Raw genomic sequence first — 17027 nt, forward strand, 5'->3', positions numbered from 1 at the left:
ACGCTTCCGCAGAACCTTTCTCTGGCCGTTTCCGCCGGTAAACCTGAAATCCAAACAAGCTCTAAGACTTGGTCAAAAGACTGATCCCTTCTGGCAATAATTGCACGGTACCCCGCTTATACAAAGCCCCGATGGCTTTTTTAAAGGTTTTCTTGCTCATGCCCAGCGTTTGGTAAATCAGGTCGGGGCTGCTTTTGTCGGTGAGGGGCAGGTGGCCGTTCGCTTCCTGCAATTTGGCCAGAACGGTCTCGGTGGCTTCCCTAACCTCGTCATACCCTTGTTTCTGCAGGCTTACGTCCAGTTTGTTGTCTTCGCGCACCTGCTTCAGGTAGCCCGGGGTGTATTCACCGGGTTCCAACGTGCGGAACACCTCATTGCGGTACAGCATGCCCAGGTACTTGTGGTTCACGATCACCTGGTAGCCCAACGCTTTCTCGGGGCCAATCAACAACTGCACCTCGTCGCCTTCCTCCAGTTCTATGGGGTCGTAGTTGAGGAAAGGCCCCAGTTTGGTGGAGCCTACCAGGCGGTCTGAGTTTTCGTCCAGGTACACGTACACCAACGCCCACTGGCCGGGGTAGAGCGCCTCGTGCTGGTTTCTGTAAGGCACAAACAAGTCCTTCTCCAGCCCCCACTCCAGAAACGCCCCAAAGTTGTTCACGTCCCGCACCTGCAAACAGGCAAACTGGTCTACTTTGGCCTTGGGCTCCAGCGTGGTGGCAATCAGTCTATCCTCAGAGTCACGGTACACAAACACCGAGATCATGTCGCCTACCTGCGTGCCTTCCGGAATGTACTTGCGGGGCAGCAGCACATCACCGTCGTCTGACCCTAAATACATGCCATGTTCCAAATCCCGAAGGATCTCCAAGTAGTTGTAATCGCCTAAGTGCAGCATACCAGTGGTGGGTTGTAAGAATGAAACAAATGTAGAGAATCTATACGGCACCAATCAAGGATAGGGAAAACTTTGTGCAATGCCGCGCGTTTTGAGGCTGTTTTTGGGAAAATAGGCTTGAAATGGAGTGCCGTGTTGTAGTAGATAAGATTTTGAATGAGATAACGGGGCACGCATTTTGCCTATTGCTGGCGTGGTGGTGGGTTGATGCGGTGCCCTTATGCTTTTGTTGTTGCATGGTTTCCCTTCGTGCGCTCACGGCCGCGGGGCCCCGTCTTCCCCTCTCGCACTGCCCTTTCGGCCTGAGGAGTCTGTTCCTCTTAGCTGAGGTCTGTCCAGGGCCAAAAGCGAGGCGCGCTCGGGAAAGACTGGAGGGGAGAAAGTAGCAATGGACTTCTACCTCTTAAAGCAGAGACTCCCCCTTTGAAGGGGGCGAAGGGGGATGTTTACACCTGCCGGTTCATGCATTTCTATGTTCTTCAATGGGTATTGTCTTTTAGCAATAAGGGCATGTTTAAATTTCAGGTTTGCTGGCGAAAATGGCCAGAGAAAGGTTCTGCGGAAGCGTTTTTGGAGCGGCGTAGCAGCGCTACGGGGCGAGAAGAAGGCGAACGCAGGTTCTTTTTAGGATTGTTTGCAGCGCAAAGATGAAATTTAAACATGCTCTAAGGTTAATTCATTTCTACAAAAACATGGTTCAAGTCTGTGACTTAGACCTACCATGACCGGAAGTTTGCAACTTCCGTGAGCCAGAAAGTTAAAAAGCTGTATTCCCCTTCTTGGAAGTGTAGCTTCCGTGCCAGATCCCGTTTTAGGCTCCTTTTCCTAAAAACAGGTCAAAACCGGAAGTAGAGTACAGAGAGGAAATTTAGACGCAACACTAATTCCGTTTTCAACCTACTTTCTCTAAAACACGCCCAAAACGCCTTACCAGTACTGCGAAGGGGAATAGACGGTGCGCCGGTTGCGGAGCATGAGGCCCAGTACAAGCTCGTGCGAGCCGTAGCTTACCTGGTTCAGGCCCGTAGTGGTGAGGTCATACGCGTAGCCCAGGTGAAACCGCTGTTTGTACTGGAAACCCGCCATGAGCACGGCCGCATCCTCTAGCCGGTAAGAGCCGCCCACCCAGAACTGGTCGCGCCAGAAAACCTTGGCGTTCAAATCTACGGAGAGTGGACTAGGGGCTGCGTACTTCACCACCACCGAGGGGGTCACGCTCAGGAATTGACTGACGGAAATGCGGTACCCGCCGTGCCCGAAGAAATGCCGCTGCTGTTTGGCCGGAACGGTGGAGCGGGTCTCGCGGGAACCGAAAGGCGTAGGCAGCACCTGTGCCACCGAGGCCCCCAGGAAAAACCGGGAACTGTAGAGAAGCGTGCCCACCCCAATACTGGGCAGCATGCGGTTGTATTCATCGGCATTCAGCACGGGGTCTCCGCCTGTGCCCGCAAACGTGAGCATGTCACGGTTCAGGCCGAACTGGGTGAATCCGGCGGCCACACCCGCCGCCAGCTTAAGGGTGGCCGTAAGCGGTTGGTGGTAGGCGTACAGCAACTGCACCTCGGTGCGTTTGAGCCCGGCGGCTTTGTCTGCCTGCACCAAAATCCCCACGCCGTGGTGCGGGCTGGTTTTCTGGGCATTGTTGCGGCGGTCAGGCCGCCACTGGATGCGCCCGTTCTCTATGACCGGCCGCGCCTTGAAGGAGGTAGGCGGGCTCAGGTAATCTAACCGCCCGAGGGGCAGGTGGGCGCTCATATAATAAGAGGTGGGTGCGCCCTCCAGCCCAGTCCACTGGTTCCGGTACCCGGCCCGTACATCCAGGTAATTATCGGTACCGCTCACCGCCGGGTTCAGGAGAAGGGGGTTGAGCATGTACTGGCTGTAGTGTGGAATCTGCTGCGCCAGTCCCAGAAGCGGGAGGCCGAGCAGAAAAAGCAAAAAGTAGCTGTTCTTTCTCATAGGCTCTTGGCGTTACCGCAGAATGGTGAGGGGCCCCGTGATCTTAGGCCGCCCGTTGTGTGGGTCAATGATGTAGTAGTAGGCCCCAATGGGTAAATCACTGCCGTTCCGTTTGCCGTCCCAGGGGCTGGGATACCCTTTGGTAGAGTACACCTGCTGGCCCCATCTATTGTAAATCTCAATGCTGATGCGCGGATAATCCTGGATCCCCTCCAGTTCCCACGTGTCATTGGAACCATCGCCGTTAGGCGAAAACGCCGTGGGAATGTTCAGCCGCTTGATCACCGTCACCGTCATGCTGTCTACATTGGGGCAACCCGCCTCTGAGACACTGCTCAGGTAGTATTTGAAAGTGCCGGTCTGTGAGGCCGTGATGATTGGATTGGCGATGGCAGGATCACTTAAATCTGTGGCGGGGCTCCAGGTGAGTTTGCCCTGTCCGCTGGCCTGTATCTCTGCCCGCTCGCCTTCCACCAGCAAGAGATTGCTGCCGGCACTCACTTCGGGCGTAGGCCGCAGTCTGATTTCCACTTCATCTGTGGCGTTGACGCAAGGACTGTTACTTACTGTCCAGCGCAAGGTATAGGTGCCGCCCATGGTACCGGTGAAGGTAGTGGTAGGGTTGGCCGCATTCGCGAAAGTTCCGCCCGTGCCCTGCACCACCGTCCATTGGCCCGTAGCCGGGGCGGGGGTGTTTGCTTCCAGGCGGGCCGTAACAGCCCCGCAAATTACCCGGTCTGGCCCTGCTAGCGCGATGGGGGCCGGAGAAATGGTGATGGCTTTCGTGATGGTATGGGTGCAGCCCAGTGCAGAGCTAACCGTGAGTTTAACCGGGTAGGTGCCTTCTCTGGCGTAGGTATGGCTGGGGTGCTGCGTACTGGCGGTGGTTCCGTCCCCGAAGTCCCAGGCCCAGGTAGTAAGGTTTCCATTTAAAAGGCTGCTCATGTCCTGGAAAGAAACCACATCGGTCACGCAGCCAACGCTAGGGGAGAAGTCCGCTTTGGGGGTAGGATAGACGGTGATGGAACTGGTAAACGACTGCTCACAGGAATTGGCTGCTTTCACCGCCAATGCTACCGTGTACGTGCCGGGTGCCTTGTACAGGTGCGCAGGGCTGGGCTCAGAGGAAGTGGTGCCATCGCCAAAGTTCCAGGTGTAGGTGAGGGCACCACCTCCACGTATCTGGGTGGTGTTGGTAAAGCGGGCGGGAGTGCCCTCGCAGACGTTGGCCGTCGTAAAGCCTGCGGCCGGATTGGGCATTACCTCAATGGTTTTGGTGAGGGACTCGGCGCAGACAATACCAGACCATACTTCCAAGATGACTCTGTAGGTGCCGGGCTCCTTGTACAAATGCCGGGGGGTGGTTTCCTCAGAGAAAGTACCGTCCCCAAAGCTCCAGCGGCGCTTAATGATCTTCCCGAAGGCGATGGTACTGGCATCCTGAAAATTCACGCCTTGTTCCTGGCAAAAGGAGGAAGCCGTGAAGTTGGGCACAGGAGTGGCCCCGCTGATGGTGTACGTGTGCGAGACACTGTCCTGACAGCCTTTGCCGGAGGTTACCACCAGTTTTACGGTGTACTCTCCTTCTTTGGCATAGCGGTGGCGGGGAGCCGGAGCCGTAGAAGTAGTCCCGTCCCCGAAATCCCAGTGGTAACTCAGCGTGCCAGCCGCTATGGTAGACTCGTTTTTAAAAGCCGCTTCGTCCCGTACGCAGATGTCAGGGAGGCTGAAGGCGGCCACCGGAATAGGATTGATGGTGATGGTCTGTTGGGTGGAATCCTGGCAGCCCTGGTCTGAAAACGCCTTCAGTTTTACGGTGTAGGTGCCCGCCTGCGGGTAGACGTGTTGCGGGTGCTGCTCGGTACTACGGGCGGAGCCGTCACCGAAGTCCCATTCCCACCGCGCCACACGGCCCACTGGTACTGTGCTCTGGTCTTGGAACACCATGGTGTTTTTCGCGCAGGTTTCAGGGGCTATGAATTTCGCCACGGGCGGGGCTAAGATGGTGACCTCGCGGGTGAGAACTTCCGAGACGCAGCCGTTCTTGCTGGTGACGGAGAGCGTAACGTTATAGGTGCCCGGGCTTTTGTACCGGTGAGCCGGATTCTGCTCCGTAGAAGTGGTGCCATCGCCAAAATTCCAGTTCCAGGCCACCATGCTTTCGCCCGTGGTAGCTTTGCTGGCGTCTTTGAAGCGGGTGCTTTCATTGGAACACGCTACCTCGTAAGTGAAATCTGCCACCGGGTTAGGGAAGACCTCTACCTCTATGTACGTAGAGTCCTGCGAGTCGCAGTCATTGCCGTTAGACTTGGTAGTGACCAGAGATACCGTGTATTTCCCTGGCCCGGGAAACGTATGGGAAGGATTCTGCTCAGCGGAGGTTGCCCCGTCACCGAAATACCACTTCCAGGCCAGGGGTTGGTAAATGGCGTATCCTTTGAACCGGATGTTATTGCCGTCGCAGATACTGTCAGAGAGAACCGTGATGTTCTGGTTGAGGTTGGTCACGTTGGCCCCCGCCGAATAGGCGTATGATTCAAAGCTTCCCAGCCCATAGGCAAAGGCATTGAAGCCGCTGTCGGCGGTAAGGGTGTGGTTGCCGGCCATCACCTGGTTCTGGGAGAAGGAATAGGCGGGGTTTGAAGGAACAGGGGAAAAGGAAACAGGCCGGCCATCTAACTTGAAAGAACCGGTATTGGCCGTTTTCATGGTGATGTTGATGTAATGGCTGGAGATCTGGAAATTTGGCGAGGAATACAGCGTAATGTTGTTCAGAGTCTGTTCCACGGGGTTGACGAGCACCATGTCGGGGTCGCTGAGCACGCCGTCGCAGGCCTGTGACTTGGTGTAATGGGTTACCTGTACCGGCTCAGAAGCAGAGATGTAGTTGGCACCGCTGTTCTCAAACTCATGGAACTGGCCCTGGTTTATGGTAACAGATTGGCCGTTCACCGTAACAACCGTGTTGTCTTTAGAGGCCAACACCCGGTAGATATCACCGGCGGTTCTGCTCATAAAAGGGGCCGTCACAAAGTTCTTGCCCCAGGCGCTCACCGGGTACAAATGCTGGTACAGATTGTCTCCGCTGATGTTTCGGCCTGGGCAGGTATAGGGCTCAGGGATGGCGGTATAAGAGCTTCCGGAGAAAACCGCGATTCGTTTGCAGGTGCCTGAGCCAGAGACAGACTCTACCTTCGTACCCGTCAGGTCTTTTAAAGAGCGCACCTGGTACACATCGCCCTTCATCAACGTTGGTGGAGAGAATGTCCTTCCGGCGGGTTTTCCGCCCAGGGTTGTAGCAGTTGGGGTGATTTCAATGGTGGTATTGTCTTCCAGCGCCACCACCATCAGTTGGGAAGCGGCTACGGCGCCTTCCTGAACAGATTGGTTGTAGCTGACCGCGTAATAAGAACGCCCCAGGGTATTGGTGGGCAGCACCAGCGTGGCCCCAGATTTATTGAGGTGGTAAATGTGGGCATAGACCACCACCGGCGCATCTGACGTCACGTGAATCGCCTTTTTCTCAATTTCCTCGCTGGAACCCACATACGCCTGTGAAGGGCTAATGGGAATAACCGTGACCGAATTGGCGGTAACCGGGTAGGAGGCAACTGCTCCCTGGCCTACCGTTACCCGGGCGGTGGTGTTGACATCTGAGGTAACGTACAGGTTCATCTGGGAGATACCACCTTGCGGATTGGGGCCTAATTCATTCTGAATGTGCGCCATGTATCCCAGCCAGAAGTCCCGGCCTTTGTTGGATGTGCTTTGGGCGTTTGCGGTGTAGGCCATTAAAAGCAGCAGACACGCACAAAGGCCCCTACTTAAAGAAGGGTAAAAGTTCACTTTCTATAGCTTACAGGTTTATATGAATGCTCGGCTAGGCCGCGATAAAATCATTTGCTTCTTATATACCTATATGCGGATATTATTATTTGGTTGCCTTGTTTTGGTATTTAAATGAAGATTTTTTGATGTATAAGGCAATTTTTGGGGAGAGTTTATCTGAACTCGGTGATGAGGGGTTGGGTGAAGCGCAGGTCGTTGAAATCATAGTACTGCCGGGTGCTCTGAAACAGTTTGAAATCCTGTTGGCCGTTTAGCTGTGGCAGCCGTGGGTAATAGCCCAAAAGCACCTGAATGGTATTGATGGGGAGGAATTCGTTCCGGAAACGCAGGCCCAGGCCGAAGCCGGTATAGGGCTTTTCCTTCAAGGGGGACTTGTTCTCTACGCTGGTGAGCCAGGCCAGGTCTGCAAACCCGATGATGGCGAGTCTGAACCCCAGCAGCGTCAAGGGCGTGAAGAAGTTGGTTTCATAGTTCAGCACAAACTTGCGGTAGCCCCGCACGTCGCCGGAACTGAACCCCCGTATGCCGTCTTCCTGGTCAATGTCCAGGGCAAACAGGTCTGGGCGGCGCATGCCCAGCGAGGTTCTGTTCCAGATAAAGTGGCGCCAGCGCCAGTTGCGTAGCCGGTACAAGGGCGTGAAATACAAGGCTTCGGTGGTTAGTACGCCCTGTTCCCAAACATTCTTGTGCCGGTAACTCCCGTACTCCAGGCCCCCGTAGAGATACCCAAAGTTAGGCTGGTATTTCCCGAAGGCTCCTTTTACCCCCAGGTACAGGCGGTTTTTCAGGGAGCCGTCTTCATACCCGGCCGTAAGGGCCAACAGGTTTCCGGCCGGAATATCCTCCGTTCGGCCAAACCCGAAAAGGTACTGGTCTTTGTAATACCTTCTAAAACTGTACCCGAACGCGGTGAGGTACAGGCGGGCACTCTGAATGGTGGGGCCGCCCCCCTGGGTGTACTTGATGTTCAAAAAGCGCGCGGCGGTGATCAACTGGCTGGGGTTGTTCTGGGCCAGGTCATACGATTTCAGTTTGAAGGCGCGGCCTATCCAGAAATCCTGGATGTTATAATCCAAAGGAACGTGTTCAATAAACTGGTTCTGTTCGCCTTCCAGTTCGCCCTGCTCATAATAATCGGGAATTAGGGTCTGGTACCAGGCAGCTGAGGCCCCGCCCGCGTATTTGGTGTTGGTGGTGTAGAAATCCCGCCGGAAACTGAGGCTCTGCTGTTTGTAGTAATGGGTGTTCTGGTAAATCAGCTCTGCCGAGATAAAGCTGCGGGAGATATTCTGGATGAAATAACTACCCGAGAATTGCCAGGGCTGCGGTTCTGATAACCCAAACCGGTAATTGGTTCTTATCTGGTGGCCCACCCCCATAAAGTTGATGTCGCGCAGGGCGATGCGCGTACTGGAGGTGCTGGCCGAGCCCGAGCCGCTGATGCTGAACACGTCTTTGGTGATGACGACAACATCTACGCTGTCATTGGTGGAGGTAGAGTCATTGACAAACACCCGCGCATCTAAGAGGTAATCGGTTTGGCGCAACAGACGCTCAGATTCTGCCAGGGCCAACGGTTCCAGCAAATCCCCCTCCCTGAAAAGGATCTGGTTCCGGAGCAGGTTCTGTTTGGTGCGCATGTGCAGGGCGTTCCCCAAACGCTCCAGGCTGTTGTCTGGCAAAGCCAGGGTGTCATTGATGGAATAGCCAAACGCATCGAGCCGTTTGAAATAGATGCTCCGCACCACCTTGTAATTATGTTGGGCATGGGTAGAAGGCAGCAGCGCGTTTTCAATGGGGCCCTCTATCCTTTTGGGCTTGAAGATAACCAAGGCTTTTACCGCCCGGCCTAAGAGGGTCTTCTTTTGGCTGATGCGCTTGAGGGAGGCCAGAAAGTGATTGGTGTCAGTGGTGTCTTCCAGCGGGGGGCTAACTACGGGGGCGGTAGTGACGGGAGGAGTTTCCTGGGCCTGGGCGCAAACGCAACTGCATCCTACCGCGGTGGCTAGCAGAAATAGCAGTCGTGCGTGCACAAAAAATCTTGAGGCCGTCTTCATACCTTATTATCCATCCCTAAAATACGGCAAATTCCACTTAGAACAACATGGAGCTAGTTAATGCTATTGTAATTAGTTTATCAACACCCCTGTTGATAAGTTGTGGCTAAAATCATTAGTTTATTAGCAGCACGTACTGTATCTTGCTAACGTATTCAGGGACTTAAAACGCATAGCACATGCACACTCCGATTCTAGAAAAACTAAGTATTTTGGCAGATTCTGCGAAATATGACGTTTCCTGCTCTTCCAGCGGCGGCAAACGCAAGAACGAGGGGAAAGGGTTGGGCAACGCCGAGGGCATGGGGATCTGTCACAGCTATACCGAAGACGGCCGGTGCGTGTCTTTGCTAAAGATATTGCTCACCAACTTCTGCATTTTTGACTGCGCCTACTGCGTGTCGCGCAAAAGCAATGACGTAAAACGGGCGGCTTTCACGGTGCAGGAAGTGGTGGATTTGACCATCAATTTCTACCGCCGCAACTACATTGAAGGGCTTTTCCTGAGCTCCGGCATTTTCAAGAACGCTGATTACACCATGGAGCGCCTGGTACGGGTAGCCAAGAAACTGCGGCTGGAGCACAAGTTCAACGGTTACATCCACCTGAAAACCATTCCGGGCGCCAGCGAGGAACTGGTGAAAGAGGCCGGCTTGTACGCCGATAGACTGAGCGTGAACATTGAGTTGCCTACAGAGGAAAGCCTGAAAGCCCTGGCTCCTGAGAAAAATTTCAAGGAAGTGCTTACGCCCATGGGCCACATCAAAGACCAACTGGTGCTGGTGAAAGAAGAAAAGAAGCTGTTCAAATCTACGCCTTCCTTCGCGCCCGCCGGACAAAGCACCCAATTGATTGTAGGGGCTACCGCCGAGAGTGACCGCCAGATTCTGACCCTCGCCGATGGCCTGTACCAGAACTACCAACTCAAACGCGTGTACTATTCGGGTTACGTGCCGGTAGTGACGGACAGCCGTTTGCCCCTCATCAGTACACCACCCATCATCCGGGAAAACCGGCTGTACCAGGCCGATTGGCTGGTGCGGCTCTACGGCTTCGGGGTGAATGAACTACTGGATGAGCAGAACCCTCAGTTAGACCTACAGATTGACCCCAAGCTGGCTTGGGCGCTGCGCAACCGGCACGTGTTTCCGCTGGAGATCAACACCGCCGATTATGAGATGATTTTGCGGGTGCCGGGCGTGGGCATCAAATCAGCGAAGAAGATAGTGGCGGCCCGCCGCTTTTCTCACCTCACGTGGGAGCACCTGCGCCAGATTGGGGTGGTGCTGAAACGGGCCAAGTATTTTATCACCTGCGGCGGGCGCAGTTTGGAGACGAGAGAATGGGACGAACAAGCCATCCGGAGAAGAATCATTTTCGGGGAGAAGGGGGGCCGGGCCAGCCTGTGGGGCAGCCAACTGGATTTGTTCCAGCAGGCAAGCTAAGCCAGAACCCAGCAGCACCGCTTCCGCCCTATAAGAGAAAAAGCATTGTTTTTGTAAAACCACATCAAAACCTACCCAATATGCCAACTTTAGCCAATCGCCAGACCGTAGCCCCTGTTTCTTTCCGTTGCAAACTCAGTACTTTGGTGCCTTATCTGCGCCAGCTTTCGGCCCAGCGGCATGAAAACAACGGTGGCAGACGCAGCACCATTCGTGTGGCCTCTTAATTAACATCACCGCGCACATGCATTTCTATACCTATGACGGTTCCTTTGAAGGCCTCCTGACGGTGGTGTTTGAGGCGTATGAGCGCAAAGAATGGCCCACCCAGATTGGCAAAGAAGGAGAGGCCCCGCCCGGTATTTTCGCGACGCACCATTTTGTACCCACGCAGGAAGACAAAGCCAAACGCGTGTGGAAAGGTTTAGGGAAGAAACTGTCCAGAGCTGCCTGGGAAAACGTGTACAAAGCGTACCTCTGGGAGCAGCCCGGTTTTGAGATGCTCATCTTCCAGTTCGTGCGCCTGGTTTTCTCCAGTCCCAAAGAAGGCATAGAGGAGAACTTCGCGGAGACGTACGTGCAGAAAATGGCCGTGGTAGGCAAGCAGATGCACCGGGAAAAGCACCGCATGGAGGCGTTCATCCGGTTTCAGCGCACGCAGGACGGCTTGTTTGTGGCACCCATCAGCCCAGACTTCAACGTGCTTCCGCTGGTGGTGGAACACTTTGAGAAACGCTACGCCGACCAAACCTGGCTTATTTACGATGTACGCCGCCAGTACGGGGCCTATTATGATTTGGAGCAGGTGAGCATCGTCTCGCTGGAAGAAACTCCGTTAGATCTACGGAAAGGGCAACTCTCGCCGGATATTCTGACGTCGGTAGAACCCATGTACCAGCAACTGTGGCAGGCCTATTTTGACCACGTGAACATCCCGGAACGGAAGAATAAGAAACTGCACCTCCGGCACATGCCCAAGCGCTACTGGAAATACCTCACGGAGAAAAAGCCAAGGACACAGGCGCACCAGCCCATCCAGAACAAACAGGTGCCTACCGGAAGGCCGCGGTTGACTTCGTGAGATATAATGTTTTAGGGCTGTTCTTTAGAAAATAGGTTAGAAACTGGATTTCTTGAGGAGTTTGCCAAAGAGATTACGCCTCTTGCTTTCAACGTCTGGTATTGGTAAACAAGCTCTAAGTGCAGCAGTGGTTTTTGTGTGGGCTTGTGCGGTAGAGGAACTTGGGTGACACCTCCACCATCTCTATGCGTTGGGAGTAACACTTGGTCTTCCTCCTGAACCGAACCAGGTTTAATCAGGCTTGAGTAGCCTTACTCCCATTCTCCTTTAAGAATGATACGTGTGCAGCATCATGCCAATCACATCTACGCTAGCGCTACACTTACGGTAAGTTGATCTGGCCTTCCGCAGAAAGAGACCTCACCCCCGGTTTTGCTGATGCGTTTTGGGGCTATTTTGCGGAAAACAGGCCAGAAACGGCATTGGCGTAGACGCCCGCAGGTCTAAAGACGCTATGAGGTCTTTGGAGCAGGCGGCATCGCGGAAGCAGGCTTTAGAAAGTAAACTGGCGCGAGACTCCAGTCTCGTGACATGGGATGAAGCGAGTCTCCGGACTCGCCGGGAACCACCAGCCGGATAGGGGTATTATTCTGGGGTGTCATTCTTATAGGTGAGTGAGGGTAACAGGTATAGGATTCCTTTTTAGAGATAGAGCGCTTCACTGGCGGGAGGCACCTGCGGCTTCCCAGTTGCCGTTGAATAGTGTCTTGCCGCCTCTATCTTTCTATGACGTTTCAATCCTTGTTCTTCTGGATATAGTTGCAGGAATGATGACTCCAGTAGCAATCTACGTGCGCGTCTCCGCATTGCAATCCTTGTTCTTCTGGATAAGCAAACAAAAAGCCCTACCAATCCGGTGGGGCCTTTTTTGTTTTGCTTTAGGCCAGCAGTACCTCTGCCGGAAAGCCTAGACCCTTATGCAGGGATCGGATATGCTGGAGGCTCAGGGGCCGTGACCGGTTGAGCACCTTTGAGACAGTCCCTTTGTCCCCTAAAAATGGTACGAGGTCATTCTGGCTTAAGCCCAGTACCTCCATTCTTATCTTCAGGTACTCGATAGGGTCAAGGGCTTCCGATGGATAGTTCTCTGCCTCATACTTCACAAGCAGCAGGGTAAGGAGTTCCGCTTCATCGTACTCCGGTGTTCCTTCATCTGGATCACCTAACTCACGCACCCTTTTAAGTGCGTCTTGGTACTCTTCCTCAGAGTGGATAACTTTTAAATTCTTCATAACAGCGAGGGCAGACAGACAACAAACAACTTCAAACCAGGAGGGTGACAAGCCCCTCCCTTTATGTAAGACCTTCTATCAGAGGTCTTGGACTTTTACTTTATCATACTCGGCATGGGTTCCGATCCACAAGACCTGAACTCTTTTCGGCCTGAATAACACTATCGCAACGAGCCTGAAGTCATTAGCCTTGATATTAAAGACAACCTTGTTGTCTACGACCATCTCGGCACTTGGGAAATAATTCCGCAGATCGTTCATATTGTTCCAGTTGGAGTTCTTGGTTGTATAGTACCAATCCAGAAGGTATGCTTTTGATGCGGCGTGTTTCTCAAAGTAAGCCTTGATGGTGGGGAAGCTAAGTACGTTCATCTCTGTTACCGTTTGAATTATTGTACGGCAAAGATAACAGATAGTTGACGGTTCGCCAACCATAACAGGGTGAAAAGTTTCTATTTCGCCAACTCTTATTTGCCCTAAAGAAGTCTATCCCCAAAACTGCGACATTCAACCCCTTCTGCATTACTGTGTTATATGGAGAATTTATCAAAGGTGTGCACGATTGAGATCCGCCTCGATGCGGCCCAACGACAGTTGGCGGATGCTTACCAAAAGCTTCAGGATTTGGGAAAGCAAATCATCTTGATCCGTTTCAATCCTTGTTCTTCTGGAAAAGCTACTGGAAGCGGCTTATGATTTCCTTTTTCTGGGTGTCACCGGCAGTTTCAATCCTTGTTCTTCTGGAAAAGCTACTGGAAGACTGTATGCGCATCACCAAAGAGCGCGACAAAGAGGGTTTCAATCCTTGTTCTTCTGGAAAAGCTACTGGAAGTTCTCTTCTATGTCCAGTTCTTCCATCTGCGTAAGATGTTTCAATCCTTGTTCTTCTGGAAAAGCTACTGGAAGCTTAGGTATCTCTCTGGTGGAGTTGCAAAAGGAGAGTTTCAATCCTTGTTCTTCTGGAAAAGCTACTGGAAGTGCGGCGCTTGTTTCTTGCCAGCAGCCGCAAAGGTTGTTTCAATCCTTGTTCTTCTGGAAAAGCTACTGGAAGATAACGGTTTCATGTCGCCAAACACAGCCAGGACAGGTTTCAATCCTTGTTCTTCTGGAAAAGCTACTGGAAGTTCCCCTTCGCCCAGGAGAAGGAGGCCCAGGACGAGTTTCAATCCTTGTTCTTCTGGAAAAGCTACTGGAAGACCTCGGTTCGCTTCTGGATCATAATAAGGAACTTGTTGTTTCAATCCTTGTTCTTCTGGAAAAGCTACTGGAAGTAGCCCACGGCGGGGTTCCAATGGTCTTTTTTTATAGTTTCAATCCTTGTTCTTCTGGAAAAGCTACTGGAAGAGTTTGAGCAGAAGCTTTCCATGGAGTTCGCAAGACGTTTCAATCCTTGTTCTTCTGGAAAAGCTACTGGAAGTCTTTTCCAAATTTCATAGGAGCGTAGTTGAGAGCAGTTTCAATCCTTGTTCTTCTGGAAAAGCTACTGGAAGAACAACTCACCATTGCCATGAAGGCGCTGACTGAAAGTTTCAATCCTTGTTCTTCTGGAAAAGCTACTGGAAGAACAAAGCACACCAGAAGAGTGCTGGAAGTAACACGTTTCAATCCTTGTTCTTCTGGAAAAGCTACTGGAAGTTGCTATTATAGAATCAAGGTTATAGGCTCTTATAGCGTTTCAATCCTTGTTCTTCTGGAAAAGCTACTGGAAGCGATGGACCCTAGAAAGTGGATAGGGCAAGCTTAGAGTTTCAATCCTTGTTCTTCTGGAAAAGCTACTGGAAGGTCAAAAAAGACTTCATTTTTGATCGGTGAAAAAGACTTAGTTTCAATCCTTGTTCTTCTGGAAAAGCTACTGGAAGATGGAGAGAGCTGGAAAGGTGATCAACAAACTCGCGTTTCAATCCTTGTTCTTCTGGAAAAGCTACTGGAAGGCAATATCTTCCATGTGCGCCGGGCTATCCAGAAAAGTTTCAATCCTTGTTCTTCTGGAAAAGCTACTGGAAGCACCGTCCCTTTTTGGTATTCCACCTTCCCATTGTGTTTCAATCCTTGTTCTTCTGGAAAAGCTACTGGAAGCGCTGGTGCGCATACGCCTGGAGCAGCATCAGTTTCGTTTCAATCCTTGTTCTTCTGGAAAAGCTACTGGAAGCCTCCACAACGCTCACACTTTTTCATATTCTGCTCCAGTTTCAATCCTTGTTCTTCTGGAAAAGCTACTGGAAGTATTTCACGAACATTGTGGTGTTAGGCTTAGGCTTATCTCGTTTCAATCCTTGTTCTTCTGGAAAAGCTACTGGAAGATGAAGCTACGGGCCTGCTCTGCCTCCCTCTCCAGGTTAGTTTCAATCCTTGTTCTTCTGGAAAAGCTACTGGAAGACCATTGCGCGCAACTTGCTCTGGTCTGCGTGGGCAGTTTCAATCCTTGTTCTTCTGGAAAAGCTACTGGAAGAAAGAAGTCAGTTTGCTGTTCGCCTGATACCATCTGGGTTTCAATCCTTGTTCTTCTGGAAAAGCTACTGGAAGGTCCCTCTAAGTAATGATGCCATATTTTTATTTCTTTTGTTTCAATCCTTGTTCTTCTGGAAAAGCTACTGGAAGATGGCCCTGCGTACCAGCATCAGGCTGCCCTAGGGTTGTTTCAATCCTTGTTCTTCTGGAAAAGCTACTGGAAGCAAGGAAGACACCGCCGCCGCGCCGACGTTCTTTACGTTTCAATCCTTGTTCTTCTGGAAAAGCTACTGGAAGTCCATGACAACATTAGCCTCTATTCTTTCTCAGACATGTTTCAATCCTTGTTCTTCTGGAAAAGCTACTGGAAGACCTTAAGGGAAGAACTCACCAAACTTGAAAACATTGATGGTTTCAATCCTTGTTCTTCTGGAAAAGCTACTGGAAGAAATTCCCCATCATCAGAGCCTATGTCTGAATTCCAGTTTCAATCCTTGTTCTTCTGGAAAAGCTACTGGAAGCGAATTTGCTAGGTAGTTGCATAATTACAGTTATCTGTTTCAATCCTTGTTCTTCTGGAAAAGCTACTGGAAGTAGCCTTGCCAATGTGGACATCAGCGGCAAGGTGGAGTTTCAATCCTTGTTCTTCTGGAAAAGCTACTGGAAGTTTTATTGATGAAACCAATATCAGAGCTATCATCAGTTTCAATCCTTGTTCTTCTGGAAAAGCTACTGGAAGGCAAATGCAGAAAGAAATCAATGAATTACTTAGAAGGTTTCAATCCTTGTTCTTCTGGAAAAGCTACTGGAAGCCTACGCCTCATTTTCGGGCACAAAGTGAAGCATTAGTTTCAATCCTTGTTCTTCTGGAAAAGCTACTGGAAGAAGGGTTCTCTAGCGATAGAGAACCCTTTTTTCATGTTTCAATCCTTGTTCTTCTGGAAAAGCTACTGGAAGGCCTTTTCTGGAAGAAGTGCTGGAAGAGAAGAAAAAGTTTCAATCCTTGTTCTTCTGGAAAAGCTACTGGAAGTTCTACCAAGCAAAGACAAAGGATTTCAAGTACAGGGGTTTCAATCCTTGTTCTTCTGGAAAAGCTACTGGAAGAATCTCCGGTAAGATTGACTTGGCCGAAGACTTCAGTTTCAATCCTTGTTCTTCTGGAAAAGCTACTGGAAGGCGGAGATATGAGCGAAGCGGAACTAAGGGGTATTTGTTTCAATCCTTGTTCTTCTGGAAAAGCTACTGGAAGCGTTTCTTGTCACGGTAAATTCCTTCCCCTCGTACTGTTTCAATCCTTGTTCTTCTGGAAAAGCTACTGGAAGTCCCCTGCCAAAGAGTGATTTTCTCGCGAAGTAGCTGTTTCAATCCTTGTTCTTCTGGAAAAGCTACTGGAAGTTTAATAAACCTAAATCGGTGAACTCTATTACTCTGTTGTGTTTCAATCCTTGTTCTTCTGGAAAAGCTACTGGAAGTTGTATGTAAATGAATACATATCTTTGTTACGAAGATGTTTCAATCCTTGTTCTTCTGGAAAAGCTACTGGAAGAGTAGAATTTTGTACAAGAGAAGAATTTGAAACACTTCGTTTCAATCCTTGTTCTTCTGGAAAAGCTACTGGAAGGCTTAGGGGGCACCATGAAAGACACCAGTAAGTTTCGTTTCAATCCTTGTTCTTCTGGAAAAGCTACTGGAAGGCTTAGGGGGCACCATGAAAGACACCAGTAAGTTTCGTTTCAATCCTTGTTCTTCTGGAAAAGCTACTGGAAGGACGTTGGCGAAACTGGCAAAAATGCCGCTGAACGCGTTTCAATCCTTGTTCTTCTGGAAAAGCTACTGGAAGCGGCAGTGTGGGAAATAAACTTAATCATTATTTAAATTGTTTCAATCCTTGTTCTTCTGGAAAAGCTACTGGAAGTGTTAGTATGTGCGCAAATCAGATACAAAGCTGAATTGTTTCAATCCTTGTTCTTCTGGAAAAGCTACTGGAAGTTACAACGTGGCCAGAAACGCCGCCTTTGGTTTTGAGTTTCAATCCTTGTTCTTCTGGAAAAGCTACTG

General features: G+C 51.1%; 9 protein-coding genes and 1 CRISPR repeat array (1 of these 10 only partly in view). Of the genes, 3 read left to right on the top strand and 6 right to left on the bottom strand.

Going from position 1 to position 17027, the window contains the following annotated elements; all coding sequences use genetic code 11:
- Positions 1 to 61: 61 nt before the first annotated feature.
- The 4 genes from HHO50_RS10475 to HHO50_RS10490 all read right to left on the bottom strand — a co-directional run bounded on the left by HHO50_RS10475 (position 62) and on the right by HHO50_RS10490 (position 8739).
- Entirely contained in the window at positions 62 to 898 is an 837-nt protein-coding gene (locus HHO50_RS10475; RefSeq protein ID WP_181305973.1) for a S1 RNA-binding domain-containing protein, read from the bottom strand.
- Positions 899 to 1825: 927 nt separating this feature from the next.
- Positions 1826 to 2857, bottom strand: a complete 1032-nt coding sequence (locus HHO50_RS10480) for a type IX secretion system membrane protein PorP/SprF (RefSeq protein ID WP_181305974.1) — start codon at positions 2855 to 2857, stop codon at positions 1826 to 1828.
- Between the two features lie 12 nt (positions 2858 to 2869).
- Positions 2870 to 6649: a PKD domain-containing protein gene (locus tag HHO50_RS10485; protein WP_181305975.1), complete on the bottom strand. Its 3780-nt coding sequence runs from the start codon at positions 6647 to 6649 to the stop codon at positions 2870 to 2872.
- Positions 6650 to 6858: 209 nt separating this feature from the next.
- A complete protein-coding gene (locus tag HHO50_RS10490; RefSeq protein ID WP_181305976.1) occupies positions 6859 to 8739 on the bottom strand; it encodes a hypothetical protein in 1881 nt (626 codons plus the stop codon).
- Positions 8740 to 8942: 203 nt separating this feature from the next.
- On the opposite strand from HHO50_RS10490, the gene HHO50_RS10495 reads away from it, so the two are divergent.
- From HHO50_RS10495 to HHO50_RS10505, 3 genes are all read left to right on the top strand, one after another.
- The gene (locus HHO50_RS10495) at positions 8943 to 10208 is read left to right on the top strand and encodes a putative DNA modification/repair radical SAM protein (RefSeq protein ID WP_181305977.1); all 1266 of its coding nucleotides are present in this window, start codon (positions 8943 to 8945) and stop codon (positions 10206 to 10208) included.
- Positions 10209 to 10288: 80 nt separating this feature from the next.
- On the top strand, positions 10289 to 10435 hold the full coding sequence (locus tag HHO50_RS10500) for a hypothetical protein (RefSeq protein ID WP_181305978.1): 147 nt from the start codon (positions 10289 to 10291) through the stop codon (positions 10433 to 10435).
- Positions 10436 to 10452: 17 nt separating this feature from the next.
- Positions 10453 to 11289, top strand: a complete 837-nt coding sequence (locus tag HHO50_RS10505) for a TIGR03915 family putative DNA repair protein (protein WP_181305979.1) — start codon at positions 10453 to 10455, stop codon at positions 11287 to 11289.
- Between the two features lie 878 nt (positions 11290 to 12167).
- On the opposite strand, the gene HHO50_RS10510 is transcribed toward HHO50_RS10505, so the two are convergent.
- A complete protein-coding gene (locus tag HHO50_RS10510; protein WP_181305980.1) occupies positions 12168 to 12521 on the bottom strand; it encodes a type II toxin-antitoxin system HigA family antitoxin in 354 nt (117 codons plus the stop codon).
- Positions 12522 to 12599: 78 nt separating this feature from the next.
- The gene (locus tag HHO50_RS10515; protein WP_181305981.1) at positions 12600 to 12893 is read right to left on the bottom strand and encodes a type II toxin-antitoxin system HigB family toxin; all 294 of its coding nucleotides are present in this window, start codon (positions 12891 to 12893) and stop codon (positions 12600 to 12602) included.
- 277 nt (positions 12894 to 13170) lie between these two features.
- Positions 13171 to 17027: direct repeats of the CRISPR family, unit length 37 nt; unit sequence GTTTCAATCCTTGTTCTTCTGGAAAAGCTACTGGAAG (it continues 5641 nt past the right edge of the window).

The sequence above is a fragment of the Rufibacter sp. XAAS-G3-1 genome (assembly GCF_013623775.1).
Taxonomy (GTDB): domain Bacteria; phylum Bacteroidota; class Bacteroidia; order Cytophagales; family Hymenobacteraceae; genus Nibribacter.

Bases quoted from the DNA above. Each gene is read 5' to 3' on its own strand.
- HHO50_RS10475 (WP_181305973.1), bottom strand. From the start codon at position 898: ATGCTGCACTTAGGCGATTACAACTACTTGGAGATCCTTCGGGATTTG.
- HHO50_RS10480 (WP_181305974.1), bottom strand. From the start codon at position 2,857: ATGAGAAAGAACAGCTACTTTTTGCTTTTTCTGCTCGGCCTCCCGCTT.
- HHO50_RS10485 (WP_181305975.1), bottom strand. From the start codon at position 6,649: ATGGCCTACACCGCAAACGCCCAAAGCACATCCAACAAAGGCCGGGAC.
- HHO50_RS10495 (WP_181305977.1), top strand. From the start codon at position 8,943: ATGCACACTCCGATTCTAGAAAAACTAAGTATTTTGGCAGATTCTGCG.
- HHO50_RS10500 (WP_181305978.1), top strand. From the start codon at position 10,289: ATGCCAACTTTAGCCAATCGCCAGACCGTAGCCCCTGTTTCTTTCCGT.
- HHO50_RS10505 (WP_181305979.1), top strand. From the start codon at position 10,453: ATGCATTTCTATACCTATGACGGTTCCTTTGAAGGCCTCCTGACGGTG.
- HHO50_RS10510 (WP_181305980.1), bottom strand. From the start codon at position 12,521: ATGAAGAATTTAAAAGTTATCCACTCTGAGGAAGAGTACCAAGACGCA.
- HHO50_RS10515 (WP_181305981.1), bottom strand. From the start codon at position 12,893: ATGAACGTACTTAGCTTCCCCACCATCAAGGCTTACTTTGAGAAACAC.